At 39.8% G+C, this 26,600-nt stretch carries 31 protein-coding genes and 1 other RNA gene; 15 read left to right on the forward strand and 17 right to left on the reverse strand.

Going from position 1 to position 26,600, the window contains the following annotated elements:
• Window positions 1-110: 110 nt before the first annotated feature.
• Window positions 111-1,742, reverse strand: coding sequence for an ABC-F family ATP-binding cassette domain-containing protein (locus tag ACW6QP_RS08490; RefSeq protein ID WP_457910439.1), 1,632 nt, complete (start codon window positions 1,740-1,742; stop codon window positions 111-113).
• Between the two features lie 171 nt (window positions 1,743-1,913).
• Here ACW6QP_RS08490 and ACW6QP_RS08495 point away from each other — a divergent pair, with 171 nt between their 5' ends.
• The gene (locus ACW6QP_RS08495) at window positions 1,914-3,344 is read left to right on the forward strand and encodes a TlpA family protein disulfide reductase (RefSeq protein ID WP_457910440.1); all 1,431 of its coding nucleotides are present in this window, start codon (window positions 1,914-1,916) and stop codon (window positions 3,342-3,344) included.
• A 47-nt stretch (window positions 3,345-3,391) separates the two neighbouring features.
• Here ACW6QP_RS08495 and fsa read toward each other — a convergent pair whose 3' ends face one another.
• The 3 genes from fsa to ffs all read right to left on the reverse strand — a co-directional run bounded on the left by fsa (window position 3,392) and on the right by ffs (window position 5,038).
• Complete coding sequence (gene fsa, locus ACW6QP_RS08500; RefSeq protein WP_457910441.1) at window positions 3,392-4,048, reverse strand: fructose-6-phosphate aldolase; 657 nt, start codon at window positions 4,046-4,048, stop codon at window positions 3,392-3,394.
• Between the two features lie 32 nt (window positions 4,049-4,080).
• Window positions 4,081-4,908: an SDR family oxidoreductase gene (locus ACW6QP_RS08505; RefSeq protein WP_457910442.1), complete on the reverse strand. Its 828-nt coding sequence runs from the start codon at window positions 4,906-4,908 to the stop codon at window positions 4,081-4,083.
• A gap of 31 nt (window positions 4,909-4,939) precedes the next feature.
• An RNA gene (gene ffs / locus ACW6QP_RS08510) (signal recognition particle sRNA small type) lies at window positions 4,940-5,038 on the reverse strand.
• 87 nt (window positions 5,039-5,125) lie between these two features.
• On the opposite strand from ffs, the gene ACW6QP_RS08515 reads away from it, so the two are divergent.
• Together ACW6QP_RS08515 and ACW6QP_RS08520 are read left to right on the forward strand one after the other, a co-directional pair.
• Window positions 5,126-6,187 (forward strand): glutaminyl-peptide cyclotransferase, encoded by a 1,062-nt coding sequence (locus ACW6QP_RS08515; protein WP_457910443.1) that lies wholly within the window; start codon window positions 5,126-5,128, stop codon window positions 6,185-6,187.
• Window positions 6,187-6,591, forward strand: coding sequence for an acyl-CoA thioesterase (locus ACW6QP_RS08520; protein ID WP_457910444.1), 405 nt, complete (start codon window positions 6,187-6,189; stop codon window positions 6,589-6,591). The genes ACW6QP_RS08515 and ACW6QP_RS08520 overlap by 1 nt, the downstream gene beginning before the upstream one ends.
• A 54-nt stretch (window positions 6,592-6,645) precedes the next feature.
• On the opposite strand, the gene ACW6QP_RS08525 is transcribed toward ACW6QP_RS08520, so the two are convergent.
• The gene (locus ACW6QP_RS08525) at window positions 6,646-7,920 is read right to left on the reverse strand and encodes a serine hydroxymethyltransferase (protein ID WP_457910445.1); all 1,275 of its coding nucleotides are present in this window, start codon (window positions 7,918-7,920) and stop codon (window positions 6,646-6,648) included.
• Between the two features lie 110 nt (window positions 7,921-8,030).
• Between ACW6QP_RS08525 and fahA the strand changes: the two genes are divergently transcribed.
• Complete coding sequence (fahA, locus tag ACW6QP_RS08530; RefSeq protein WP_457910446.1) at window positions 8,031-9,320, forward strand: fumarylacetoacetase; 1,290 nt, start codon at window positions 8,031-8,033, stop codon at window positions 9,318-9,320.
• A 43-nt stretch (window positions 9,321-9,363) separates the two neighbouring features.
• On the opposite strand, the gene ACW6QP_RS08535 is transcribed toward fahA, so the two are convergent.
• Window positions 9,364-9,594 (reverse strand): hypothetical protein, encoded by a 231-nt coding sequence (locus ACW6QP_RS08535; protein WP_457910447.1) that lies wholly within the window; start codon window positions 9,592-9,594, stop codon window positions 9,364-9,366.
• Between the two features lie 71 nt (window positions 9,595-9,665).
• The gene (ytxJ, locus tag ACW6QP_RS08540; protein WP_457910448.1) at window positions 9,666-10,061 is read right to left on the reverse strand and encodes a bacillithiol system redox-active protein YtxJ; all 396 of its coding nucleotides are present in this window, start codon (window positions 10,059-10,061) and stop codon (window positions 9,666-9,668) included.
• Between the two features lie 182 nt (window positions 10,062-10,243).
• Between ytxJ and clpB the strand changes: the two genes are divergently transcribed.
• A complete protein-coding gene (gene clpB / locus ACW6QP_RS08545) occupies window positions 10,244-12,847 on the forward strand; it encodes an ATP-dependent chaperone ClpB (protein ID WP_457910449.1) in 2,604 nt (867 codons plus the stop codon).
• Between the two features lie 76 nt (window positions 12,848-12,923).
• Here the strand turns inward: clpB and ACW6QP_RS08550 are convergent, their stop codons facing one another.
• Window positions 12,924-13,109, reverse strand: a complete 186-nt coding sequence (locus tag ACW6QP_RS08550; protein ID WP_457910450.1) for a CsbD family protein — start codon at window positions 13,107-13,109, stop codon at window positions 12,924-12,926.
• 118 nt (window positions 13,110-13,227) lie between these two features.
• Here ACW6QP_RS08550 and ACW6QP_RS08555 point away from each other — a divergent pair, with 118 nt between their 5' ends.
• Together ACW6QP_RS08555 and ACW6QP_RS08560 are read left to right on the forward strand one after the other, a co-directional pair.
• Window positions 13,228-14,325: an esterase-like activity of phytase family protein gene (locus ACW6QP_RS08555; protein ID WP_457910451.1), complete on the forward strand. Its 1,098-nt coding sequence runs from the start codon at window positions 13,228-13,230 to the stop codon at window positions 14,323-14,325.
• A gap of 11 nt (window positions 14,326-14,336) precedes the next feature.
• Window positions 14,337-14,861 (forward strand): phosphoglycerate mutase family protein, encoded by a 525-nt coding sequence (locus ACW6QP_RS08560; RefSeq protein WP_457910452.1) that lies wholly within the window; start codon window positions 14,337-14,339, stop codon window positions 14,859-14,861.
• Here ACW6QP_RS08560 and ACW6QP_RS08565 read toward each other — a convergent pair.
• From ACW6QP_RS08565 to ACW6QP_RS08575, 3 genes are all read right to left on the reverse strand, one after another.
• Window positions 14,858-15,604 carry a DUF6503 family protein gene (locus ACW6QP_RS08565; RefSeq protein ID WP_457910453.1) on the reverse strand — a complete coding sequence of 249 codons (747 nt, stop codon included), beginning with the start codon at window positions 15,602-15,604 and terminating at the stop codon, window positions 14,858-14,860. The two genes, ACW6QP_RS08560 and ACW6QP_RS08565, sit on opposite strands and share 4 nt — an antisense overlap.
• Window positions 15,605-15,675: 71 nt before the next feature.
• On the reverse strand, window positions 15,676-16,065 hold the full coding sequence (locus tag ACW6QP_RS08570; protein ID WP_457910454.1) for a DUF6036 family nucleotidyltransferase: 390 nt from the start codon (window positions 16,063-16,065) through the stop codon (window positions 15,676-15,678).
• A gap of 62 nt (window positions 16,066-16,127) precedes the next feature.
• Entirely contained in the window at window positions 16,128-16,328 is a 201-nt protein-coding gene (locus ACW6QP_RS08575; RefSeq protein ID WP_457910455.1) for a hypothetical protein, read from the reverse strand.
• A gap of 83 nt (window positions 16,329-16,411) precedes the next feature.
• Between ACW6QP_RS08575 and smpB the strand changes: the two genes are divergently transcribed.
• On the forward strand, window positions 16,412-16,876 hold the full coding sequence (smpB, locus tag ACW6QP_RS08580; protein ID WP_457910456.1) for an SsrA-binding protein SmpB: 465 nt from the start codon (window positions 16,412-16,414) through the stop codon (window positions 16,874-16,876).
• A gap of 57 nt (window positions 16,877-16,933) precedes the next feature.
• On the opposite strand, the gene ACW6QP_RS08585 is transcribed toward smpB, so the two are convergent.
• From ACW6QP_RS08585 to ruvX, 4 genes are all read right to left on the reverse strand, one after another.
• Window positions 16,934-17,371 (reverse strand): DUF5606 family protein, encoded by a 438-nt coding sequence (locus ACW6QP_RS08585; protein WP_457910457.1) that lies wholly within the window; start codon window positions 17,369-17,371, stop codon window positions 16,934-16,936.
• A 56-nt stretch (window positions 17,372-17,427) separates the two neighbouring features.
• The gene (gene def / locus ACW6QP_RS08590; RefSeq protein WP_457910458.1) at window positions 17,428-18,018 is read right to left on the reverse strand and encodes a peptide deformylase; all 591 of its coding nucleotides are present in this window, start codon (window positions 18,016-18,018) and stop codon (window positions 17,428-17,430) included.
• Window positions 18,019-18,236: 218 nt separating this feature from the next.
• Complete coding sequence (locus ACW6QP_RS08595) at window positions 18,237-18,464, reverse strand: four helix bundle protein (protein ID WP_457910459.1); 228 nt, start codon at window positions 18,462-18,464, stop codon at window positions 18,237-18,239.
• A gap of 30 nt (window positions 18,465-18,494) precedes the next feature.
• Window positions 18,495-18,899, reverse strand: coding sequence for a Holliday junction resolvase RuvX (gene ruvX / locus ACW6QP_RS08600; protein WP_457910460.1), 405 nt, complete (start codon window positions 18,897-18,899; stop codon window positions 18,495-18,497).
• Window positions 18,900-19,060: 161 nt separating this feature from the next.
• On the opposite strand from ruvX, the gene ACW6QP_RS08605 reads away from it, so the two are divergent.
• The 3 genes from ACW6QP_RS08605 to ACW6QP_RS08615 all read left to right on the forward strand — a co-directional run bounded on the left by ACW6QP_RS08605 (window position 19,061) and on the right by ACW6QP_RS08615 (window position 21,713).
• Window positions 19,061-19,720 carry a hypothetical protein gene (locus ACW6QP_RS08605; protein WP_457910461.1) on the forward strand — a complete coding sequence of 220 codons (660 nt, stop codon included), beginning with the start codon at window positions 19,061-19,063 and terminating at the stop codon, window positions 19,718-19,720.
• Window positions 19,721-19,741: 21 nt separating this feature from the next.
• Entirely contained in the window at window positions 19,742-20,557 is an 816-nt protein-coding gene (locus tag ACW6QP_RS08610; protein WP_457910462.1) for a 2,3,4,5-tetrahydropyridine-2,6-dicarboxylate N-succinyltransferase, read from the forward strand.
• Window positions 20,558-20,669: 112 nt separating this feature from the next.
• Entirely contained in the window at window positions 20,670-21,713 is a 1,044-nt protein-coding gene (locus ACW6QP_RS08615) for a glycosyltransferase family 9 protein (protein WP_457910463.1), read from the forward strand.
• Here the strand turns inward: ACW6QP_RS08615 and ACW6QP_RS08620 are convergent.
• Entirely contained in the window at window positions 21,697-22,518 is an 822-nt protein-coding gene (locus ACW6QP_RS08620) for a glycosyltransferase family 2 protein (protein WP_457910464.1), read from the reverse strand. The genes ACW6QP_RS08615 and ACW6QP_RS08620 overlap by 17 nt on opposite strands.
• Window positions 22,518-23,285, reverse strand: coding sequence for a lipopolysaccharide kinase InaA family protein (locus tag ACW6QP_RS08625; RefSeq protein ID WP_457910465.1), 768 nt, complete (start codon window positions 23,283-23,285; stop codon window positions 22,518-22,520). Before ACW6QP_RS08625 ends, ACW6QP_RS08620 begins: the two co-directional genes overlap by 1 nt.
• A 53-nt stretch (window positions 23,286-23,338) precedes the next feature.
• On the opposite strand from ACW6QP_RS08625, the gene ACW6QP_RS08630 reads away from it, so the two are divergent.
• From ACW6QP_RS08630 to ACW6QP_RS08645, 4 genes are all read left to right on the forward strand, one after another.
• Entirely contained in the window at window positions 23,339-24,100 is a 762-nt protein-coding gene (locus ACW6QP_RS08630) for a DUF5672 family protein (RefSeq protein WP_457910466.1), read from the forward strand.
• 5 nt (window positions 24,101-24,105) lie between these two features.
• Entirely contained in the window at window positions 24,106-24,840 is a 735-nt protein-coding gene (locus ACW6QP_RS08635) for a glycosyltransferase family 2 protein (protein ID WP_457910467.1), read from the forward strand.
• Window positions 24,841-24,915: 75 nt separating this feature from the next.
• Entirely contained in the window at window positions 24,916-26,031 is a 1,116-nt protein-coding gene (locus ACW6QP_RS08640) for a glycosyltransferase family 4 protein (protein WP_457910468.1), read from the forward strand.
• On the forward strand, window positions 26,018-26,587 hold the full coding sequence (locus tag ACW6QP_RS08645) for an L-threonylcarbamoyladenylate synthase (protein ID WP_457910469.1): 570 nt from the start codon (window positions 26,018-26,020) through the stop codon (window positions 26,585-26,587). Before ACW6QP_RS08640 ends, ACW6QP_RS08645 begins: the two co-directional genes overlap by 14 nt.
• Window positions 26,588-26,600 lie beyond the last annotated feature (13 nt).

The raw sequence follows: 26,600 nt of genomic DNA on the forward strand, positions 1-26,600 counted from the left end.
GTTTATTTTGGTTAGTTAGCAGGGTCCCGGCTTAGGTCGGGGCCTTTTTTTGCCAATAAAAAATCCCGCCGGTAGCAGGATTGTTTAAGGTTTTAATAGAGGAGTAAATCTTAAGCCTCTACCGAGTACATTTTCTCTCTTTGTTCTTTTATTTTCGGGTCGCTCATATATTCATCGAAGCTCAGGTATCTGTCAATAGCACCATTAGGAGTTAATTCGATAACCCTGTTGGCAACGGTTTGCGCAAATTCGTGATCGTGGGTAGTAAACAACACAGTACCTTTAAAATTCTTAAGCGAATTGTTGAAGGCGGTTATAGATTCCAGGTCCAGGTGGTTGGTGGGCTCATCGAGCATCAACACATTGGCCCGAAGCATCATCATTCGGCTAAGCATACAACGCACTTTTTCACCACCTGAGAGTACTCTTGAGGTTTTCAAAGCTTCTTCCCCGCTAAACAACATTTTTCCAAGAAATCCGCGGATAAAAACTTCTTCCCGCTCTTCTTCGGTTTTGGCATATTGCCTTAACCAGTCTACCAGGGTTAAATCATTTTCGAAATAATCGGAGTTATCCAGCGGCAAATAAGATTGTGAAGTGGTTACCCCCCAGTTATATTTTCCGGAAACAGGCTCCTGCTTTCCGTTTATAATTTCATAAAAAGCAGTGGTTGCTCTTGAATCTTTAGAGTAAAGCACCACTTTATCACCTTTGGCCAGATTGATATTTACATCTTTAAAAAGAGTCTCTCCTTCCTGGCTGGCTTCCAGTTTTTCAATATTAAGAATCTGATCTCCTGCCTCGCGCTCCCGTTCAAAAATAATAGCCGGGTATCTTCGGCTTGAAGGTTTGATCTCTTCGATATTTAATCGGTCGATCATCTTTTTTCGGGAAGTGGCCTGTTTCGATTTTGCCACGTTCGCACTAAATCGCTGAATAAATTCCTGAAGTTCTTTCTTCTTATCTTCAGCCTTTTTGTTTTGCTGAGCACGTTGGCGGGCTGCAAGTTGAGAAGACTCATACCAAAAAGTATAGTTCCCGCTAAAGTGATTTATTTTTCCGAAGTCTATGTCAGAAATATGAGTACAAACGGCGTCTAAAAAGTGACGGTCGTGGGAAACTACGATTACCGTATTATCATAATTAGCCAGGAAATTTTCCAGCCAGCTAATGGTTTCGTAATCCAAATCGTTGGTAGGCTCATCCATAATGAGCACATCGGGATTTCCAAAAAGCGCTTGGGCTAAAAGCACTCTTACTTTTTGCTTACCATCCAGATCTTTCATTAGTGTATAATGCAAATCGGGCTTTATCCCAAGGTTAGAAAGCAAAGAGGCGGCATCGCTTTCGGCATTCCAGCCATTCATTTCCTCAAATTCTACCTGTAACACTCCTACCCGCTCTCCATCGGCATCGCTAAAATCTTCTTTGGCATAAATTTCATCCATTTCTTTCTTTATGGCGAAAAGCGGTTTGTTACCCTGCATCACGGTTTCCAAAACAGGAAATTCATCATAAAGGCTATGGTCCTGCTCCAGTACAGACATACGTTTACCAGGCTCCAGGTGTACATGTCCCGAAGTGGGTTCAGATTTACCGGAAAGGATTTTTAGAAAAGTAGATTTTCCGGCCCCGTTGGCCCCTATAATTCCGTAGCAATTCCCCTGAGTAAATGTAGTATCTACCTCATCGAACAAAACACGTTTTCCAAATTGCACCGAAAGATTTGAAACTGAGAGCATATAAAATAAATTTTGAAAATTTTTGCAAAAGTAGCCATTTATAACCAAGTAGCGAAAGATTAACTTTTTAATTGCCCTTTTAACCAGATGTTAACATCGCAACTATAGGCTTGAAACTATCTTTGGCGGCTAAGGATTTTAACACCTGTTCACCGGGAATTCCCAGCCTCAATGAAATTATATTTTACATTAGCGATAATTGTTGCTCTGATTTGTTCTGCGTGTACCTCAAAAACCGCCGAAAAAGATTCGGCTTATATCGGTGGAGAAATAGTTAACCCTACTTCAAACTATATAATTCTCTCCAAAAACGATAAGGTAATAGACACCCTGGTTTTAGATCAAAACAATCAATTTGGTAAGTATGTAGAAGGCATTTGCTCTGGAATCTATGCTTTTAGGCATCCACCCGGAAACCAAATTATGTACCTGGAACCCAGGGATAGTATTTTAATTTGGGTAAATACGATGGACTTTGATCAAAGTCTTAATTTTAGCGGTCGTGGAGCCAGAAAAAGCAAGCTGTTATTGGATATGTACCAGCAGCATCAAAAAAATAATGAGTTGGTTCTCTCCTATTTCAAAATTCAACCCCGAAATTTCCTGAAACTTACCGATTCCATAAAAAATGTACGCCAACAACGCCTGCGTAATCTTAATGCGAAAAATGAATTCACTGAAGAGTTTCTTGACATCGCCCAGGCCAGTATTGATTATGAGAATTATGACCTTAAAGAACGCTACAGTTTTTTAATTAGAAAATATTATCCCGAACTGGTTAGTAGCCTGCCCGCAGACTTTAATGAATACCGAAAAAACCTTGACTTTAATCAACCCCGTTTATACGATCACTATTTATTCGGAAATTTTATAGATAATTATCTGCGCACACGTTCTATTGAAAGATGCGACCAGATTAAGGACAGCAACCCATCCTGTTCAAACCTGTTTGCTTCTGAAAATATTGGATATCGCATTAAAGTAGTTGATAGTCTTATTAAAGACAATCAATTAAAATCAAAATTCATAGACCGGCTCGCGGCCAAAAGCATCATCCATTCCGAGGACCGGGAATCTATAGAAAACACGCTACAGCTGTTAGAAGAAATCGAATACAACAGCGACAAAATCAACGAAATTCAACAAATGGGAGCAATACAAAAAGCCTTGCTTCCCGGCAATAATATTGGCAATCTTCCACTAAGAACTCAACAACTTGATACTATAAGAGTAAAAGATATTGCCGATAAAAAACCAATGGTAACTTATCATTGGTCGGTGTATGCGCCAAATCATCATCGCTGGCAACATAAACGGGTGAAAGAACTAAGGCTTAAATATCCTGAAGTGAATTTTATTGGAATTAATGTAGACCAGGGAATTTACGAAACCTGGAAAAGCACCATTGCCAATAACACCTACGACCCCCAATTTGAGTACCAGTTATTTTTCAAAAATCTCGATAGAGACCTGCTTCGAAATTACGTGAACAAATTGTTTTTCGTAGATGCCTCGGGAACTATTGTGAATGGAGTTGCACAAATAAACAGTCCGCAGTTTGAAAGGGAGTTGTTGGATTTTATAGAGAAGGAAGCTAAATAAAAAAGGCTCTCCGAAGAAAGCCTTTTTTCTATGTATGTTCTTAATTCTTAAGAATTACCCTTCTTATAATCGGCCAAAAATTGTTCTAAACCTATATCGGTAAGAGGATGTTTCAATAAACCTTCAATTGAAGATAAAGGCCCGGTCATTACATCGGCACCGATTTTAGCACATTCTAAAACGTGCATAGTATGACGCACTGAAGCGGCCAGAATCTCGGTTTCAAAACCATAGTTATCGTAGATAAGGCGTATTTCTGCGATAAGATTTAACCCGTCGGTTGAGATGTCATCCAGTCTTCCGATGAACGGAGAAACATAAGTCGCTCCAGCCTTGGCTGCAAGCAATGCCTGCCCGGCTGAAAAAACCAATGTACAATTAGTTCTTATTCCCTGATCACTGAAATATTTTAAGGCTTTCACTCCTTCTTTGATCATTGGCACTTTCACCACGATTTGTTCGTGCAGTTCGGCCAGCTCTTCCCCTTCTCTTATCATTCCTTCGAAATCGGTAGAAATCACCTCGGCGCTAACATCACCCTCAACCAAATCACAAATGGCTTTGTAGTGCTTTAAAATATTATCTTTTCCTGTAATGCCCTCTTTGGCCATTAGAGACGGGTTGGTAGTCACCCCGTCTAAAACCCCTAATTGCTGGGCTTCTTTAATTTGATCGAGATTGGCTGTATCTATAAAAAATTTCATCGATATGAGTTTTAGTGGTTTTGAGCGTAAAATTACAATTTATAATGTTTTAGCAACATTCTTTCATATACTTTATCTGGCAAAGCCCGCTTTAAAGCAATGCTGAATTTTTGCAGAAAATTCCCCACCTTATAATGAATTTGCGGATCTTTCTCCTGAATCACCTGCAGCACTTTTTTTGCCATTAGATTGGGATCCTGGCCTGCATCAACGTGTTCATTCATAAGTCTCAGCGTGTTGCTATAGGCTTTTTTATAAGGAGAACCTTCCTTTACCGGGGCGTGATATCGGCCGGCCGCGATATTGGTCGCAAAATCACCCGGCGCGATATTGGTCATTTTTATATTGAATTGACCCAACTCCATCCTAAAAGCTTCAGTAGTAATTTCTAAAGCTCCTTTTGAAGCCGAATAAATTCCGCGGTAAGGCAAGCCCATATACCCTGCAATTGAAGTGATGTTGATGATAAGACCCCCAGACTGCTTCCGCATTTGCGGCAAAACCGCCTTAATCATATTTATAGGACCAAAATAATTGGTTTCAAAAGCCTTTTTGATTTCCTCCTCGGGGGTTTCTTCTATGGGACCGGTTATTCCCACCCCGGCATTATTGATAAGCACATCGAGTCTACCCTCCTTTTCCAGGATTTCGGCCACGGCCCGGCTAATGCTTTCCTTATTAGTCACATCGAGAGCCACCAGGGGAAAACCCAGGTCCTGGTCTTTGAACTTTGACGGATTTCGGCTACTGCCGTAAACCTTATAAGAATGTTGAGTGAGCCAGGTAGCGATAGATTTCCCGATTCCGGAGGAACCTCCTGTAACTAATACGACTTTGGGTTGGGTAGGTTGCGTGTTCATAGCGCAAAAATAGGAAACTTCCGGATACAAAAAATGGCAAGCTCCCCACATCACACCGCTACGACCGCCTACCCTTGCTGCGTTCCCGCCCTGGGGGATTCAGCAGGAGCTGGTTGTGTGGGACTTGCCGCTGCAAATATACAAGCTTTTAGGCTTTGCGCAAGGAAAATTAAAGCTGAATTGGTTAATTTAGCTCAATATTTTACAAGCCTTCAAAATGAAAAAAAATAACTTCCTGTTACTCTTAATCTTAAGCCTTTTTATAATTTCCTGCGGAAGCAATTCCGGCAAAAAAACTTCAGATTTTTCATTAAAAATTGTGGGAGATTCTAATGAATTTCAGCTGGGAGAATCATTAAGAGCCAATCTGGAAAACAAAAAAAACCGGCAAATCGACTCGGTTACCTATTATTTTCAGCAGGAACATTTAAAAACTTCAGCAGAAACCGAAATAGAAATTCAGTTAAAAGACCAAAAACTCGGCACCCATTCCCTTCAGGCGATTGTGTATTTTGAAGGAAAGGCCGATACTGCAGCCGCCTCGGTTAAAGTCTATCACCATTCAGCACCGGTATCGTATACCTATAAGGTAATTGCCGAATATCCCCACGATGCGCAAGCCTATACGCAGGGGCTCGAATTTTATAATGATACTTTATATGAAAGCACCGGGCAGTATGGCAAATCAAGTCTTAGAAAAGTTGATCTGAAATCGGGTGAAATTTTTAAAAAAATAGACCTGGAAGACTCTTATTTTGCTGAAGGACTTAGTATCCTCAACGATAAAATTCATTTACTTACCTGGCGCGAGGGCGAAGGTTTTATCTATGATTTGGATTTCAATCTATTAGAAAGTTTCAGCTATAATCAGAGCAAAGAAGGCTGGGGCTTGTGCAATGATGGAGAGAAGCTCTATAAAAGCGACGGCAGCGAAAAAATCTGGAGGCTTAATGCTCAAAATTTGGCTGAAGAAGACTTTATTCAAATTACCACACATAGAAGTACGGTTACCAAAATGAATGAGCTGGAATGGATAGACGGGCGAATTTACGCCAACACCTATCAAAAAGACGGGGTAGCAATTATCAACCCAGACAATGGCGCTGTAGAAGGCCTAATTGATTTTAGAGGTTTAAGGGACAGGCTGGGCAACACCGCCGAATTAGATGAGAGAGACCACGTACTTAATGGAATCGCATACCAGGAATCTACAGGTAGAATTTACGTAACCGGGAAACACTGGGACAAAATTTTCGAAGTTGAAATTCTCAAAAAATAATGGAAAAGACTCCCGAAATATTTGAACTTAAGCTGGAGGTCAAGAAACAACATCTCGATGAGCAAAAACACGTGAACAATGTTCAATACGTGCAATGGGTACAGGATGTGGCTAAAGCCCATTGGGAAGCCAGAGCTTCAAAAGAAGTACAGGAGCAATATTTTTGGGTGGTGGTAGAGCATTTTATAAAATACAGGCAACAGGCTTATCTCAAGGATAAATTATTGCTACAAACCTATGTAGGTGAAAGCAGTCACGTAAAATCGGTAAGGCACGTGGTTATAAAAAACGCTGAAACCGAAAAAGTCCTGGTTGAAGCAAAAACCACCTGGGCTTTGATCGATCAAAAAAATCAACGACCCGCAAAGATAAGCGAGGAATTAAAAGACTTGTTTTTACGCTAAAAAAAAGGCCGTCTCTTCACGAGACAGCCTTCTTTATAATTAGTCCTTAAATACCTAAGCCTTAAATAGCGGCCTGTCGCTCATAAGCTTATGAACTTCAGCTTTGATATCGGTCAGGGAAGATTCGTTTTCAGGATCATTGATTACCCTGTCAATTAAATCTACGATAGTATCCATATCTGCTTCTTTGAGTCCACGGGTGGTAACCGCTGCAGTCCCCACTCGAATTCCTGAAGTTACAAAAGGCGATTTATCATCGAAGGGCACCATATTTTTATTTACGGTAATTTCGGCTTTGCCCAGGGCTTCTTCAGCTTCTTTCCCGCTTATATCTTTGTTGCGAAGATCGATAAGCATCATATGATTATCGGTTCCTCCAGAGATCACTTCATAACCTTTGTCTACAAATGCCTGAGCCATTTTAGCAGCATTCTTTTTAACCTGAACCATATAATGTAAGAAGTCATCGGTTAATGCCTCCCCAAAAGCAACGGCTTTGGCAGCGATGATGTGCTCCAGCGGGCCTCCCTGATTTCCGGGGAAAATAGCGCTGTTAAGGTAGGCAGACATTTTTTTAGGCTTGCCATTTTTTAAAGTTTCACCCCAGGGATTATCGAAATCTTTTCCCATCACGATAATTCCCCCGCGAGGCCCTCGAAGAGTTTTATGGGTAGTTGAAGTAACCACGTGACAATGAGGAATAGGATCGCTAATAAGTCCTTTTGCGATTAATCCTGCCGGATGAGCGATATCTGCAAATAAAATCGCACCTACACTATCGGCAATTTCCCTGAATCTTTTATAATCGATTTCTCTGGAATAGGCCGAGGCTCCTGCGATAATCATTTTCGGCTTCTCTTTTTTGGCAATTTCGGCTACCTGGTCGTAGTTAATGCGGCCTGTTTCTTTATCTACACCATAAAACACAGGCTCATATAATCGTCCTGAAAAATTTACCGGAGAGCCGTGGGTGAGATGCCCCCCGTGGGCCAAATCAAAACCTAAAAATTTATCTCCGGGTTTTAAAAAAGTATGATACACCGCTGTATTTGCCTGAGAACCCGAATGCGGCTGCACGTTGGCATATTCAGCATTAAATAATTCTTTTAACCGGTCTATGGCCAGTTGTTCTACTTCATCTACTATTTCACAACCTCCATAATAGCGTTTTCCGGGATATCCTTCCGCATATTTATTGGTAAGCACCGATCCTGCTGCTTCCAGGACCCCGTCACTTACAAAATTTTCGCTGGCTATAAGCTCAAGTCCGTTTAACTGACGCTCTTTCTCGCGGGCTATTAAATCAAATACCTGTGTGTCTCGTTGCATTTCAAATGTTTACGTTAAATATTCCTCAAAAATACTAAATACATTCGGTTAATAAAGGGAAAATAATATATTTGAGTGAGTAGATTTTAACAAAAAACCAACAAAAAAATATGTCTATTACTGCGAACGACCCTAACAGAAAAACCTGGCTGGATCTCCCCGAAAATACCGATTTCCCTATACAAAACATTCCTTTTGGTGTATTTCTCACCAGAGACGATGTGATTACTATCGGGACCCGAATTGGAGATTACGCCATAGATCTGGGAGCGCTGCATCAATTAGGATATTTTGATGGCATACCGCTTACCGACGATATTTTTCTTCAGGACAGTTTGAACGATTTTATTTCCGACGGAAAAAAAACCTGGCGACTGGTGCGAAACCGAATCGCTGAAATCTTCGATGCCAATAACAGTTCACTTAGAGACAATCAAAAAGATCGCAATACAGTGCTTTTCACTCTAGATGAGATCGAAATGCAAATGCCGGTACAGGTAGGCGATTATACCGATTTTTATTCCAGTAAAGAACACGCCACCAATGTGGGCACCATGTTTCGGGATCCCGATAATGCGCTGCTCCCAAACTGGTTGCATATTCCGGTGGGATACCACGGAAGAAGTTCTTCCATAATTCCAAGCGGCATCCCGGTTCATCGCCCACAGGGCCAAACTATGCCAGAAGGTTCTGATAAACCGGTTTTTGGACCATCCAAACTGGTAGATTTCGAATTGGAAATGGCCTTCATCACTACCGATGCCAATGTGCTGGGGGAACCTATTCCTATTGAAGAAACCGAGGATTACATCTTCGGAATGGTGATTTTTAACGACTGGAGTGCTCGCGATATTCAGAAGTGGGAATACGTGCCATTAGGCCCGTTTTTAGCTAAAAACTTTGCCTCTTCTATTTCACCCTGGATAGTAACTTTGGATGCTCTGGAGCCATTTAGAGTTGAAAGCCCCAAACCAGAAAAAGAATTGCTGCCCTACCTGCAAATAGATGGCAAAAGAAGTTTTGATATTAACCTGGAAGTAAGCCTCCAGCCCGAAGGCGGAGAAGAAACCAAACTGGCCACTTCCAACTATAAATATATGTACTGGAATATGAGCCAGCAATTGGCGCACCACACCATTAATGGTTGCCCGGTATATTCGGGAGATATGATGGCTTCTGGAACGATTTCCGGGCCAACCGAAGATTCTTACGGTTCAATGCTTGAACTTAGCTGGAAGGGTACAAAGCCTATAAAATTAAAGGATGGTAGTGAACGCAAATTTGTAGAAGACAACGATACCATAATAATGCGGGGGCACTGTGATGGCCAGGGCTACAGAATAGGTTTTGGCGAGGTTCGCACCAAGCTGCTTCCGGTTTTTAAACCTAAAAAGAAATAGATGTGATTTCAGAAAATAAAAAATCCCGCGAGTGCGGGATTTTTTATTTTTTATCTTTCTGTTTTTGATCCATAAATTCTTCCTTTTCCCGTTTGCCGGGATTGGGATGCATCTTCTTATTACTCTTGTCTTTATTTTTTGTTTCAGAAGATTTGGACCCTTCTTTCTGACTGGAATCCATAAATTCCTCCTGCTCTCTTTGCTCCTGTTTTTCCTGAGAATTTAATTCTTCCCAGTTTTTCTCCAGCTTCTTAATATCTTCTTTCTTACTCATACCTAGGTTTTTCTGAAATATACAAAGCAAGCTTCAGGAAAGCTTCAGGCTTAAAATATATTTAACAGGAGCTATACGAAATCTGCTAACTTTCTTGCAGAAATTCCCTGATGCGAATTATGGTAAACCGCTTCCCCATCTTTTATTACCAAAACCTGGGGGCTTTCGTGACGCACCTTAAAATCTTCGGCAATTTTGTTGGAGATTTCCCGATGCTGAATTAAATCAAGGAAATATAAATCCATAGCTTCTTTTTCCAGATCGTATTCATTTTCGAAATTGCGCAACACCATACGGCTTATCCCGCAGCGGGTAGAATGTTTTAAAATCACGACAGCTTTGTTGACAGAATCGGTCTTTATTTTCTCTAATTGTTCGAGAGAAGTGAGTTCTATCCAATCTACTTTTTTTATTTCCTCCTTCGCAATATCTCTTTCACTCTTAAAAATCTTATCGAATATTCCCATGCTGAATTTCCTTTTTTATAAAACTAAAAAGTAATAAATTTAATACTCCCAAAGATTCCAAAATTTTTCCTGATTTTTTATTAAAACTGACTTTTTGTCTTTTGTTTTTTAAAATAACCAGTCATAATGACCGATTTTTCTAATGGTACATCTATTGCTTTTTAGCTGAAAAAATTACGACTATGAATTTTAACAACTTTACCATAAAATCCCAGGAGGCCATTCAACAGGCCCAGGCTTTGGCTCAGGAATTGGGCCATCAGCAAATCGAAAACGAGCATATTTTCAAAGCCATTAATATGGTCGATGAGAATGTAACTCCGTTTTTACTGAAAAAATTAAACATCAACACTGCTTTATTCAATCAGATTTTGGATAAAACTCTGGAAAGTTTTCCAAAAGTTAGCGGTGGTGAACTTATGTTTTCCCGTGAGGCGGGGAAAGCCGTAAACGAAGCCAGCAGCATCGCTAAGAAAATGAACGATGAATTTGTTTCTATCGAGCATCTTATCCTGGCGATCTTTAAATCTTCCAGTAAGGTAGCCCAAATCCTTAAAGACCAGGGAGCCACTGAAAAATCGCTGCGGGCTGCCATCGATGAATTGCGCAAAGGTGAAAGGGTAACTTCTCAAAGCGCCGAGGAAACTTACAATTCGCTAAATAAATACGCCAAAAACCTCAACAAACTTGCCGAAGAAGGTAAGCTCGACCCGGTTATTGGAAGAGATGAAGAGATAAGAAGAATTCTGCAAATTCTTTCCCGAAGAACAAAAAACAATCCTATGTTGGTAGGGGAACCGGGAACCGGGAAAACCGCCATCGCCGAGGGCCTTGCCCATCGTATCATTGCCGGCGACGTTCCTGAAAACTTAAAGGACAAAATTATTTACAACCTGGATATGGGCGCCCTTATTGCCGGAGCTAAATATAAAGGTGAGTTTGAGGAAAGATTAAAGGCGGTAATCAAGGAAGTTACCAGCAGCGAAGGAAATATTGTACTTTTTATTGATGAAATTCACACCCTTGTTGGAGCCGGGGGCGGCCAGGGAGCGATGGATGCCGCCAATATCCTGAAACCTGCACTGGCACGTGGTGAACTACGTGCTATTGGAGCCACCACCCTCGATGAGTATCAAAAATACTTTGAAAAAGACAAAGCCCTGGAGCGACGTTTCCAGAAGGTAAATGTGGAAGAACCCGATGTAGAAAGTGCGATCTCTATTTTGCGGGGAATTAAGGAAAAATACGAAACCCATCATAAAGTTCGAATTAAAGATGAAGCCATCATCGCAGCGGTAGAGCTTTCACAACGCTATATCACCAACAGGTTTTTACCCGATAAAGCGATTGACCTTATGGATGAGGCTGCATCGAAACTTCGAATGGAAATAAATTCCAAGCCGGAAGAACTCGATGTACTCGACCGTAGAATTATGCAGCTCGAAATCGAGATCGAGGCGATTAAGCGGGAAAAGGACGAAAATAAATTAAAGCTCTTAAGAGCCGATCTTGCCCAGCTTAAAGACGAGCGCAACGAGCTAAACGCCCGCTGGCAAAATGAAAAAGGCCTGGTAGACAATATTCAGAATTTAAAATCTGAAATTGAAGATTATAAACTCGAGGCCGAGCGCGCTGAGCGTGAAGGCGATTACGGAAAAGTTGCCGAAATTCGCTACGGAAAGATTAAAGAAGCCCAGGAAAAGCTTGAAAAGCTTCAGCAGGAAGTAGCCGAAAAACAGGAAGGAAAATCCCTGATTCAGGAGGAGGTTACCAATGAAGATATCGCAGAAGTGGTGGCCAAATGGACCGGAATTCCGGTTACCAAAATGCTTCAAAGCGACCGGGAGAAACTATTAAAACTGGAAGCAGAACTGCATAAGCGTGTAGTTGGCCAGCAGGAAGCAATCATCGCCGTAAGTGATGCAGTACGCCGTAGTCGCGCAGGTTTACAGGACCAGAAAAAACCTATTGGTACCTTCCTGTTTTTAGGGACTACCGGGGTTGGTAAAACCGAACTAGCCAAAGCCCTGGCAGAATACCTTTTCGACGATGAGGCAGCGATGACCAGAATCGATATGAGCGAATACCAGGAGCGGCACGCGGTAAGCCGTTTAGTAGGAGCACCTCCCGGGTACGTGGGCTATGACGAGGGCGGGCAGCTTACCGAGGCGGTTCGTAGAAAACCCTATTCGGTGATTTTGCTCGATGAAATTGAAAAAGCGCATCCCGATACTTTTAATATTCTGCTTCAGGTTTTAGATGAAGGTCGATTAACCGATAATAAAGGTAGGCTGGCCGACTTCAAAAACACTATAATAATTATGACCTCCAATATGGGCAGTCATATTATTCAGGAGAAATTTGAAAATATTAAGGATATGGATACGGCGATGGAAGCCGCAAAAACTGAAGTGCTGGGCTTACTAAAACAAAGCGTACGCCCTGAATTCATAAACCGTATCGATGATATTGTGATGTTTAGCCCGCTTACCCAGGCAGATATCAATCAAATTGTTGAGCTGCAGCTAAAAGACGTGAAAAAGATGCTGTCGAAACAAAATATTACCCTTGATGCCACACCAGAAGCTATCTCATTTTTGGCAAAAAGAGGCTTTGATCCTCAATTTGGAGCCCGCCCGGTGAAACGAGTGGTTCAACGAGAAGTACTCAATAAACTTTCTAAAGAGATTCTGGCAGGTAGCGTTCATACCGATAGCATTATACTTTTGGATGAGTTTGATGATGAACTGGTTTTTAGAAACCAGGCAGAATTATCTGAAAACTAAGCTTTGAATAAATTCTGAAACAAAAAAAGAGGGTCAAAAAATTTTGGCCCTCTTTTAGTTTTCAGCAAAATTGAAGTTACAACTTATCGATTTCACGTTTTAATTCTTCTTTGGTCTTTCCGGTTTTTTCCTGAAGACGTCCAAGCATCTCATCAAATTTACCTTCAGAATAGGTAGTATCATCATCGGTTACATCACCGTACTTTTGTTTGAACTTACCTCTAACCTGTTTCCATTTTCCTTCTAATTGATCATTATTCATCACAATTGGTTTTATTAGTTAATAAGTATAAATATACCTATTCAGGTTCCCGATTTCTCTCAAGAAACTGCTATTCTTATCTTAAGGATTTGTTATTTTTACCGCTGAAAATAAGGCAATGAGATTATTCAGCATACTAATCGCGGCTTTAGTCCTATCAAGCTGCGCCACTACCCGAAAATTAGATCAAAGCAATATAGAACTCACCTATCTGGACGATTTTGTGCTGCCGCAAAATTTAGAAATAGACGGCAGCCTTGTGGGCGGGATTTCGGGTATTGATTACCACGACGGCAAGTATTATTTGGTGTGCGATCAACCCTCTAATCCCAGGATTTATAAGGCTGAAATTTCATTATCGGGGAATCGCATTGATACGGTAATTATTTCTGAAGTGATAAAACTTCAGGGGAATGAAGAATTTTTCAGGAAAAGCACGCCCGATCTTGAAGCGATTCGCTTCGACTCCGCCACGGGAAATTTGGTGGTTTCTTCTGAAGGCTCTATAAATAGTGGCAAAAATCCGGCGATTTTTTATGTTGACCTGGATGGGAAAATTCAGCAAGAGTTTGAAATTCCGCAGTATTTTGAGGCCAAAGGTGAACAAAAACCCAGGCATAATGGAGTTTTTGAAGGATTAGCCGAGAGTTTTGACCGGCAGGCTTACTGGGTAGGAATGGAATTACCCCTGGAAAATGACGGCCCTCAACCTAAAATTTATAAAACTCATTCCCCGGTACGAATTACCCGCTTTGATAAGAACTTAAAAAAGCCCGAAAAGCAATTTGCCTATTCCCTTGACGGGATCGCAAAACTGCCAATTAACTGGTTTGCAGTAAATGGATTAACCGAACTGCTGGAATATGATGAACAAAGATTCCTTGTTTTGGAAAGGGCATACTCTGCAGGTTATGGTTCCCACGGCAATACGGTTAAAATTTTTGACGTAGATGCATCAAATGCCAGTGACGTGCTGGAGATAAAAGAACTTAAAAAAGGAAAATACCAGCCTGCCGAAAAACGCCTGGTTTTCAATTTTAAATCGGTAAAAAAACAACTCACCCAGGAAATTATCGATAATCTCGAAGGGATGAGTTTTGGCCCGGTTTTACCCAATGGTAACCGAAGCCTGATCCTGGTTTCTGATGATAATTTTAGCAGTTTTGGACATCAAATCACCCAGTTTATACTACTGGAAATCAATATTAAAAACTAAAAAATACAGCTATGCGAATTTTATTGATTCTAAGCCTCATTTTTTTAACTGCCTGCAATAATCATAAGGGGGATAAAAATTTTAAGGCAGAAACAAATGAGTTAACCACCTACTATTTTATTCGCCACGCCGAAAAGGACACTCTGGATAAAGAAAATAAAGATCCCGAACTCACCGATAAAGGCATTGCCCGGGCTGAAAACTGGGCTGAAATCTTTAAAGAAGTAGATTTCGATTTGATATACAGTTCAGATTACAAAAGAACCCGAAATACTGCTAAACCAATCGCCAGTGAAAATGGAAAAGAGATTTCTTTCTTCAATACTAAAAAATTAAATGACGAGGAGTTTCAGGAGAAAACCAGGGGCAAAAAAGTACTGGTAGTGGGCCACAGCAATTTAAACCCTGAGTTTGTAAATTACATTCTTCAGCAGGAAAAATATGAGGAATTAGACGAATCGGTTTATGGGAGCCTTTTCATCGTTCACATACTACCCGATGGCAGCAGAACTTCTGAAGTTTTATATATCGATTAATCCAGTATTTTCACTCGAAACCTCTTATTTTCGATATTGGATAGCAATTCCAGTTCTTTTTGCTCAAAGAGATCATCGAGATCTTCAAGAGGAGTTGAGAGATCATCGGTTTTATAATTCTCGTAGTCCACAAATCGAATCCCCTCAATGAAACGCGGATTAATAGCTCTTCGGAAGCGAATACCCCCATCGTTCACCTCGAAACTATAGGCGAGATAGTCTATAAAAAAATCTCGGGTATTGATCCAGTACATATAAACATCTTCGTGATCTTCTCCCCCGCCTTCGGCATTAAAGGTCACTTTAATCTCATAGTATTCCCGACCTTCTATACTGTCCTTGCCAATAAGCTCCTTATTTACGGCCTCATCATTAAGACCAAAGGGTAATTGCACAAAATAATGTACTGAGTTTACAGAATTGCCATAAACTGTTTTAAGCGAATCGCTTAAAACCACCATTGAATCTTTGTGGTAGCGGGTAAAACCTTCGTTATTGAGAATATCATGATAGGCAGTTCCGGTAGAATCGGTTAACTGGCGTTCCAGGCTAAATTTCCCGCCCTGGCGACTGCTTTTATAGCTAATATCCCGAAAGTCGAAAGTTATTTCAGCCTGTTGATAGCGATCTCCGCCTGAAGCCTTAATGCTCTTATCAATTATTTCGTTTGCGGTTAATTCCTTTTCCTGATTGCAGGCGGCAAACAACAGCCCAATAAATAAACTGAATACTATTCTTTTCATCTTAAAAAACTTACCGGCAAAGTTAAGAAAGCTGGTGAATTTTAAGTCTCATCAAGCTTATGTATTTCTCTTTACTGTTGAATGTCGAGCAAGTCTTTGGGTCGACCAGATTTTATTTTACTTTGTATAAGATCTTCTAAAGAAATTACATTGAATTTCGAAACAGAATTTGCATTTATACTCACCCTATGGCTTTCTTTCATTGCTTCGTCAAAGGTTTTATTCAGAGAAAATCGGGTGATAAGTTCTATATTGAAGTCTGAAGGAGAGAATTTCAAACTAATATTCTGTTCTTGATTTTTAACAGCGTCGGGGAAGTCTGTCACTTCATAGCCTAATTCATTGATCACCTTCAGGAGTTTATTGAAATTTTCTTCGCTGGGATTAAACCAGAAGTCAACATCTGCAGAATGTCTTTGATATCCGTGAAAATTCACTGCCCCTCCCCCTATCAATAGCATTTCCACTTTATATTGTGATGCTAATTCAATAAACAAATTAACCTCCTTTTTCCATTTACCAATCAATCCCTTATCTTTTTCTGAATTACAAAATTATCCTTCATATTATACATTTTATTGGAATCATTTTCTTTAACTCCAAACAAACTAATAGTTTCCACCAGAGCTAGAAAACTCTGGAACCGCCCGGCAGGATCTAATTTTAAAAATTTTTCCTGCTGTTCTTCTTTACTTTTTTTCTTTGTAGTATAGGATATTTCCATATTGTAAATATAAGAATTATCGAAATTTCAAATTAAGATTTTAATAAGTCGTTTTCTTAATAAAGCTTCCTATTTTTGTGTCGATGAAGAAGACTAGCAACACCATTAATATAAAAAACCGGAAGGCAAAATTCGAATACGAATTTCTGGATAAGTATGTTGCCGGGATAAAACTTGCCGGGACTGAAATTAAGGCCATTCGCCAGGGAAAGGCTTCAATTGCCGAGAGTTTTTGTGAATTTCAGAATCATGAATTATTTGTGATCAATATGCACGTTGAAGAATATTCTCACGCGACGCACTTTAATCACAATCCTAAAAGCGAGAGAAAACTTTTGCTGCAAAAAAGGGAGCTGAGAAAACTTGAAAAAGAGGTAAAGAATTCAGGCCTTACCATCATTCCCTTACGCCTCTTCATCAACGACCGCGGACTCGCGAAACTGGAAATCTCCCTCGCAAAAGGGAAAAAGCTGTATGATAAGCGTGAGGTGATTAAGGAAAGAGAAAGCAAGCGAAGACTGGATAGGATTAAGAAAGAATACAAATAAAAAAAATCCCTCCTGAGTATCTCAAAGAGGGATTTTTTATTTTTCGGAAGAAGATTTTTATTCTTCGCCGCTTTTTTCGGTAGTTTCTACCTCTTCCTTTTCTTCGGAAGCTACAAACTCGGTAAATCCGTTTTTGATCAAGAGATTATACCACTGAAATATTTTCTTCATATCGCTGGCATAAACTCTGTCTACATCATAATCGGGTAGGACTTCAGCGAAATAAGCTTCAAGTTCTTTTTTAGAAGATTTCGGGCTTATGGCCTCTCCTCCGTTTTCTTTTTCCTTTATTTTCTCAAAGATTTCGGCCAGGGGCACTTCTTCGGTATAGGTGTAGATTGCGATTTCACTAAGCAGGCTTACGTTATGTCTAACATTTACCGCCATTTTTTTTCCGTCGGGGATAGATTTAACGATAAATCCGCCGCGGGTTTGAGCTGAAAGCTCATATAGACCAGGTTTTCCTGAGATTGCTAAAATTTTATCCAGACTCATAGTTTTTTTTTATTTTGGAGGACAAATATCACATCCCCACTTCAATTTTCAAAAGCTTATCTCCCTTTTTTCATCGCCGGAAAACGCATCTTATACTCTACATTAATTTTGCCTTTCGAGATATTGGCAAGTTTTCCTTTTATCAGTCTCTTTTTAAGACTGGAGAGCTTATCGGTAAACAAAATTCCTTCAATATGATCATATTCGTGCTGGATTACTCTCGCGGCCAGACCCGAATAGGTTTCCCGGTGATTTTCGAAGTTTTCATCCTGATATTCGATCACAATCTCAGGTTTTCTAAAAACATCTTCCCGCACCTCAGGGATACTTAAGCAGCCCTCATTAAATGCCCATTCGTCACCGTTTTCTTCAACGATTTGAGGGTTGATAAAAACTTTTCTAAGGTTTTCCAGTTGTTTTTTGTCCTCTTCAGAAATTTCTTCATCTTCAGCAAAAGGGCTGGGATCTATAACGAACATTCTAATGGGGAGCCCAACCTGAGGAGCGGCAAGACCCACTCCATAAGCATTGTACATGGTATCCCACATACTCTCAATTAATTCCTGTAATTTTGGGTAATCTTCAGAGATATCTTTTCCCTTCTTTCTTAAAACCGGATCTCCGTAAGCTACAATTGGTAATATCATTTTTAAACTAATATTTTATAATGTAAAATGAATAATGAATAATCTTCTATGCTAAACCATCTCTAAATGTATAGTGTAAGGTATTAATTTCCTCTATTCAGATTCTTCACTGCGGTAATTCTAGACGCAATAAATATTGCTGTTAATTCTTTGACTTCTTTTATTAAATTTTCCGAATTCACGGTATCCATCAATTTTTCCTCAATAGCAAACTCGATTCAGAAAACACATTCATCTGCTTCTTCGATGACAATTGCCAGTTTTGAGATAAAAGCTTTTTTGGATTGACCCAAACAGGCAGCTCTATAGTTGGCGGCTACTGAGGTACTACACCGAATCAGCTGACCTTCAATATGACTTCCTAATTTATTTTTTGGAAGACATACAGCCCATTTCACACATCTATGGGCAAAATTATTGGAGCGTTCTATTAAATTGGTCTTCAAGTTTTATTCGGAATTATACATTATTCTTTTTTAATACAAATACGATTGTAATATGATGGTCGCACTAATTTCGTCTACCAGGGCTTTATTGCGGCGTTGTTTTTTTTTGAGTCCGCTGTCTATCATGGTTTGAAAAGCCATTTTGGAGGTATAACGCTCATCAACTCTTTTTACCGGCATTTCAGGAAATTTTTCAACAAATTTCTTCAGAAATTCCTGGATATAGGTTTCGCTTTCAGAAAAGCTATCGTCATCCCGCCGGGGTTCTCCCACCAACACCAATTCAACATTTTCTTCAGAAAAATATTTTTCAAGAAAAAGCAGCAGCTCGCTGGTTGCCACTGTGGTAAGGCCCGAAGCAATAAGCTTGAGCTCATCGGTCACCGCTATCCCGGTGCGTTTGGTTCCGTAATCCAATGCTAAAATTCGTGCCATATCTGGTCGCAAAGATAGGCTTAATTCACCTAGCGAAAAAACCCGCCTTTAATTGCGAAGTTGCGCCTTATCATTAATTTATTTTAAATTCGCGGCTTCAATCTTCCTTTCGAAACAATTCCATGAGAGAAAATTTTCCGACGAAAATATTTACGGGCATTATGCTCATCATTTTCATTCTCCTGCTCCTAAATATTGCGAGCTACCTTGATTTTTATTTTAACGAACGGGATGTAAGGTCCTATTTTTTCAGAAAAACCAATTTCAATCTTGAGCGAAATGCACCCAGTGTTTTTTCGGCCATTCTGCATTTCATTGCAGCAGCTTTATTGGCTTTTATTGGGGCAAGTAAGCTAAAAGTGAAAAAATCAAAATTCTTTTGGTGGGGTATGAGTGCGGTAATTTTATTTATTGGCTTGGATGAATTATTGGTATTTCACGAAAAAATTGGAGCATCACTTTCACAAAATATAAATAATACAGGCTTGTTTTATTTCGCCTGGGTAATACCTTATGGAATCGCCCTGATACTTCTGGCAATTCTAATCCTGAAACCGCTTTTTGAACTTCCCGTAAGAGACCGTTTAAATTTTTTGGCGGCGGGCGGCATTTTCGTTTCGGGTGCTTTAGGGCTCGAAATGTTTACAGGTTGGTATATCGATACTATGGGATATCAAAACCAAAACCTATTGAGGCTGCCAGAAAGCTTTGTTTTATCTACCTTTGAAGAACTTTTTGAAATGATTGGAACAGGTTTTTTTGTGTATGCTTTGCTGGATTTTATTCGAAAATACAGAATCAAAGAAGTACAAATTGCCTGATTACCTTAATTAAAAACCGCGATGAAAGAATTACAAAACACTATTGAAAAGGCCTGGGATAACCGGGAACTTTTAAAAGATATGCAAACCACCGATGCTATTAGAGAGGTGATCTCCTTATTAGACGAAGGTAAACTTCGCACCGCCGAGCCAACAGAGAATGGCTGGCAGGTGAATGAATGGGTTAAAAAAGCAGTGGTGCTTTATTTCCCCATTCAAAAAATGGAAACCCTGGAAGCCGGCATTTTTGAATATCACGATAAAATTCCATTAAAACAGGGTTATAAAGATAAAGGCATTCGGGTGGTTCCCAATGCCGTGGCCCGCCACGGAGCTTTTATTTCCAAAGGGGTGATTATGATGCCCAGTTACGTGAATATTGGGGCTTATGTAGATGAGGGCACCATGGTAGATACCTGGGCTACGGTGGGAAGCTGCGCGCAAATTGGTAAAAATGTTCACCTAAGCGGTGGTGTTGGAATTGGCGGGGTATTAGAGCCTTTACAGGCTTCTCCCGTTATTATCGAGGACAATGCATTTCTGGGCTCCAGAAGTATTGTGGTTGAAGGAGTTAAAGTAGAGAAAGAGGCGGTTCTTGGCGCTAATGTTGTTCTAACCGCATCAACTAAAATTATCGATGTAACCGGCGATGAACCTAAGGAAATGAAGGGAATAGTTCCGGCCAGTTCGGTAGTGATTCCTGGAAGTTATACCAAAAAATTCCCTGCCGGGGAATATAATGTACCCTGCGCATTAATTATTGGAAAAAGAAAGGAAAGCACTAATAAAAAGACATCGCTAAACGATGCGCTTAGAGAATATGATGTAGCGGTGTAAGCCCCCTAACCCCCTAAGGGGAAATTCTTTTTATTATAAATAAATGTACAACAAGTACTCAATAAAATAATTCAAATTAACTCCTCCCCTTTGGGGAGGTCGAGAGGGGCCTATGAAAATACTCATAATTCAACAAAAAATGATCGGGGATGTGCTCACATCCTCGATCCTGTTTGAGGCCTTACGAATAAAATATCCGGAAGTTGAATTGCATTATCTCATCTATCCGCATACCCGACCGGTGGTTGAGCATAACCCCCATATCGACAGGCTTATTGAATATGATAAGGAAAGCCTGAAAAGCCCCCTTGCATTTCTGAAATTTGCGAAAAGCTTAAAACAGGTAGAATACGACATCGTAATTGATGTTTATTCCAAAATAGGCAGTAGCCTGCTAAGTTTTCTATCAGAAGCAAGAAAAAGGATTTCCTATAGAAAATGGTATACTTCCTTTTTGTACACAGATACTTTTAATTATAGAGAGAAGCTGGAAACCAATTCGGGTTTTGCCATCGAAAACAGAATGCAGCTCTTACAGGCAATAGATAAAAGTTTTCCGCTGGAATTAAAGCCAAAAATTTATCTCATCAAAGAAGAAAAACAGGCAGCCCGGGAGCGAATAAATCGGGAAGGCATCCCAACGGGAAAACCCCTTTTTATGATTGGAGTTTTGGGAAGTTCAGAAGAGAAAACCTATCCGCTACCCTATATGGCCCAGGTATTAGATAAAATAGTCGCGATGACAGGGGCGAGTTTGTTGTTCAATTATATTCCTTCTCAGAAAGCGCAGGTTGAAGAACTACTCTCTTATTGTGAGCAAAATACACGAACTAATATATATATAAATTTATACGGAAAGTCTCTGCGGGAGTTTTTGGCTCTTACCAGCCACTGCGATGCCCTAATTGGAAACGAAGGTGGGGCCATTAATATGGCAAAGGCCCTAAACATCCCCACTTTTGCGATTTTTTCCCCTCAAATCAACAAGGAAGTTTGGGCTTTATATGAAGGTGATTTGAATAGAGCGGTGCATCTGGCAGATTTCAAGCCTCAGGTTATTAAGAATAGTAAACTTTCCAACGCAGAGAAATATTTAAAGTTCAAACCTGAATTTATCTGGAAAGAGCTACAGCTTTTTCTTAACCGGATTTCCTAATTCCGTAAGGGGTTTCAATCAAATTTTCAGCTTTAACTTTTCCTCTTATAGAGTTATTTAATTCTATTGCTTCCTGATTAACATAACCCCGGCTATGTTCCAAATGTACACAAACAGCCGAATAGCGAATTTGTTTGGTTTTAATTCCTAAATTAAACAAGCGCTCCCCGAGTTCCCTGTCTTCCCCTCCATATTGCATACGTTCATCAAAACCATTTACAGCCAGGATATCCTTTTTCCAGCCACTCGAATTATGCCCATTCCAGGTAGCCCCTGTAGGAGTAAGGGAATTTAAAAACTTTGCACGTTTTCGCCCTGCCGTGAGTTTTGAGTTTTTAAGAGACGATTTCAAACCTTTAGCTTTTAACCAGGCTTTATCGAAACAACGCTGAGATATGATATCCTCTGAAGTGATCTCTTCTGAAATATCCATAGGCAGCTTAAAATAACCCCCGGATAGGAAATAGCCCTCCTCGCGAAATTTTATATGCATCTTTATAAAATCCTTCCGCGGAATACAATCTCCATCACTCATTAATATGTAATCTGAATTGCAAACTAAAATTGCCTTATTCAGAATTTTAGTCTTTTGAAAACCATCATCTTCCTGCCACACGTGAATTATAGGAAAGTCAACCTTTTTAGAAAAATATGAGATGAATTTTGAAGTTTCTGAAGTAGAACCGTCATCGGCTATGATCACTTCAAAATTTTTAAAATTCTGAACGCTATACCCCAACAGCGTTTTTCTTAACCATTCCACCGCATTATAGGTGCTCAGAATTACTGAAATTTCCGGATTCATTATTTTATCACTCCTTTTTTAAGGCCGAGTTTTTGTTTTAATCGCTGTTTTCTCCAGAATTTCTCTTGAAATTCATTGGTATACTTCCACATTTTTTCAAACACCTCTGCTTCAGGCCTTCCTGTACATCTTGCATATTCTGAAGCCATTATCGCCACTACCTCCTTATGCGGACTCAACCGGGCAAAATTTTTCATTCGGGCATCGAAATCAAGCTCTTTAAAATTCATTCGATTGAGATCTACCAGGTAAAAATCTGGTTCCCGATCCTTATTTAATTTTATAAGTGTATTCCCTGGCGAATGATCCAGAAATTCCACCTTATTCTTATGCAATTTTAATGTAAAACGCGTAAATGCCCTTAATATTTCCTCGTGACCCGGTTTAGCCAAATCTAATTCTCTAAAAGTAAAATCGTAATCCTGATGAATACTCACATAAAAACTACGCTGCAAACTGGTTGTTTTTTTCTCTTCGGCATACGCGATTGGCTGGGGTGTACCAATACCTAACTGCTTCAATTTACTGGCATAGAGGAAAGATCGTTCGGCTTTGGATTTTCGGAAAAACCGGTATACCAATTTGTTAAAGCTATTCGGAATTTTAAAGCTTTTAATATTTAACTTTTCGCCTTCAAGCTCAAAAATTTTAATTTTATTTCGTTCTCCAGGGCCCAGCATCTGGCCATTTTGCTCAAAATTTAAAAGAAGTTCCCGAATCGAATTTTCAGCTTTTTGATATTTTGGAGTGGTATGGACTTGCATCATTATTTATCTGGGACAAATTTAATATTTATATTCGCAACCAAATTATTTTTACAATGAAGGTTGCTGTTGTAATCCCGGTTTACAAATCTGCCCTATCACATTCTGAAGAACTTTCCCTGAAGCAATGCCTGAAAATATTAGGTGACTTCAGGATAATCTTTGCCTGCCCTAAAGGTTTTGATCGGGAAAACTTTAAAAATCTCAATATTTCGTTTAGCGAATTCAGTCCAGACTATTTTAAAAGTATTAGTGATTACAACAGGCTAATGCTTAGCCTCGAGTTCTACGAAGCCTTTTTAGAATACGAATATATACTTCTCTATCAGTTAGACGCTTTTGTTTTTAGAAATGAACTGCTCGAATGGTGTGAAAAAGGCTACGATTATATAGGAGCGCCCTGGCTGGCTACCAACAACCTGGTTTCCAAAGCACTTAAGCCGTTTCAATCGGCGAAAAAGAAAAAGCGAAAACCTATCTTTTTTGAAGTAGGCAATGGCGGACTTTCTCTTCGGAAAACTCAAACCTTTTACAAAATCACCAGGGGACTTAAAAAACTGATTCATAAAGAGTTAAAAGATCATAGCGAAGGAATTTATGCGATAGAAGATGTGTTTTGGTCATTAAAAGCACCTCAATATTATCCCGATTTTTCAAAACCCGGCTATAAGGAAGCTGCCGCTTTTGCCCTGGACCGTAAACCGGCCCTGGGAATGAAAATTCTCAACAACAGCCTGCCCTTTGGTTGCCACGGATTTGAAAAACCCAAGGTGAAATCTTTTTGGGAGCCTATAATAGAGCGGGAAGCTTCAAAATAAACGCTATGGCAAGGTTCTTTGGTAAAAAATTCTACAGGTTTTTAGCGAAAAACTTTGGCAAAACCCCAGCCGATTTCAAACAAATTCCTGTAATAATTAATAATTACAACCGCTTAAGTACTCTAAAGCAATTAATCTCAGATCTTGAAACCAGAGGTTATACCAATCTCTATATCATAGACAACAAATCTACCTATCCTCCACTACTTGAGTATTACGAAAACGAATGCACCTATAAGGTTTTCAGGCTTCGAAAAAACATTGGCTTCAAAGCCCTCTGGAAAAGTGGAATCTGGTATAAATTCTTCACCGGTTATTACTGCTATACCGACTCTGACTTAAGTTTGATCGAAGATTGTCCCGATGATTTTATGCAGCGATTTTACAAGCTGCTTCAAAAGTATCCTGAAGTCCATAAAACCGGCTTTTCATTAAAAATCGATGAGCTTCCCGATCATTATGCTCAGAAAAAAGAGGTTTTAGACTGGGAATCAAAATTTTATAAACTTGAAAAGGAAAAAGGGGTTTATATCGCACCCATTGATACTACTTTTGCCCTGTACCGCCCCTTCTCCCGCCGCGGGAAAAGAGATGGCAGCGACGAAATGCTTCGGGTAGGCTATCCATATCAATGTCATCATTTACCCTGGTATGTAAATTCGGCACATCCCGATGACGAGGAACTGTATTATGAAAAATCGGTAAGGAAAAGTACCCATTGGACGGGGAAAACTCAATAAGTTAGCATTCTTACAAGCCGGTTTTTTTATTAAAAATCAGTATTTTTGGATTTTTAAATTTTAGCCCCAAACCCTATGAAAATCCTTCATCTTTCTGCCGTAAACAATTGGGGTGGCGGGGAAAAACATATCGAAAATTTATGCCTGGAGTTGGCCGAATCCAATCCCGAAGTTTCCAATCTTATTTTATGCAGAAAAAATAGTGCCTTTGAAGCCAGTTTAAGGAACTCAAATCTCGACTTTAGAACTGCTCCAATTTTCACGAACCTGGACCCACGTTATTTTTTGGAGATTATTAAAATTTGTCGGGATGAAAATATCGATTTGATTCATATTCACGATCCTACAGCTCTGGCCCTGGCCGTCATCGCCGATAAATTTTCAAATTTACCCGATTTTATCTTCAGCAAAAAAACATCGTTTCCCATAAGACAGAAGAAAAGAAGTCTATACAAATACAACTACCCAAAGATTCAAAAGATACTGTGCGTCTCAGATTTCAGTAAAAAAATGCTGGCCAATTCATTTGCTGAAAAGCATAAATTAAAAAAAGTATACCACGGAATTCGGGTCAAAAGACAGGATGCCCTTAAATCTGAATTTTCAATAAGAGAAAAATTCGGCTTAGCTGGAAACATAAAAGTTATAGGCAATATCGCCAACCATACCTGGCCTAAAGATCTGGATTGCTTAATCGAAACGGCTAATGAACTTATAAATATCGGGAAGCGAAAAGATTTTGCTTTTGTACAGATTGGTAGTTTTACCAGGGAAACAGCGAAGCTTCAGGAAAAAATTAAAAAATCGGGGCTCGAAAATTATTTTCATTTTACCGGCTTTCAACAGGCTGCACCGGCTTATCTGAAGCAATTCGATTATTTTTTACTTACATCAAAATCTGAAGGGCTTCCCAATGTAATTGGGGAAGCTTTTTACCACAACACCCCTGTGATTTCAACGAATGTAGGCGGAATTCCCGAAATTGTCAGCCATAAAAGAACGGGGTTGCTAGCCAATAAAGGTGATGCTAAAGGGCTTGCTGCGCAGGTTTTATTTTTAGAAAAAAATCCTGAACTTAAAGAACAGCTTCTTAAAAATGCCCGGCAACTGATTCTTGATAAATTTACAACTCATAAAATGGCTCAGGAAAGCCTGGAAGAATATAAAAACATAGTCTATGGAAGATCATAAAACCGAAATTCAAAATGCCCTTGCCGTTTTAAAACGCGGCGGCGTTATTCTTTACCCTACCGATACGGTTTGGGGGATTGGTTGCGATGCTACCAATGCCGATGCGGTAGATAAGGTCTACGCAATCAAGAAAAGAGCCGAGGAAAAAGCATTGATCTGTTTAGTATCAGATTATAAGATGCTTAATCAGTTTATCGAAGAAGTACCAGAGGTAGCCTATGACATCCTAAAATACGCCCGCAAACCAACCACCATTATTTACGACGACCCGATTCGCGTTGCCGAAAACCTGATCGCCGATGATAATTCGCTGGCCATACGCGTTTCAAAAGATAAATTTTCAAACGAATTAGCGAAACGATTCAGGAAACCTATAGTTTCTACCTCGGCCAATATCAGCGGCGAACCAACCCCCAATAGCTTTAGTGAAATAAGTCCTGAAATTTTAAAAGCTGTGGACTATGTGGTAAATTTGCAGCGCAATAAAAAATCGGCCAAACCTTCGGCTATTATTAAGCTTAGCAATGATGGAAAGGTGAAGGTGATAAGGAAGTAATTTTCGTCTAAAG

Source organism: Salegentibacter haimaensis, assembly GCF_054121495.1.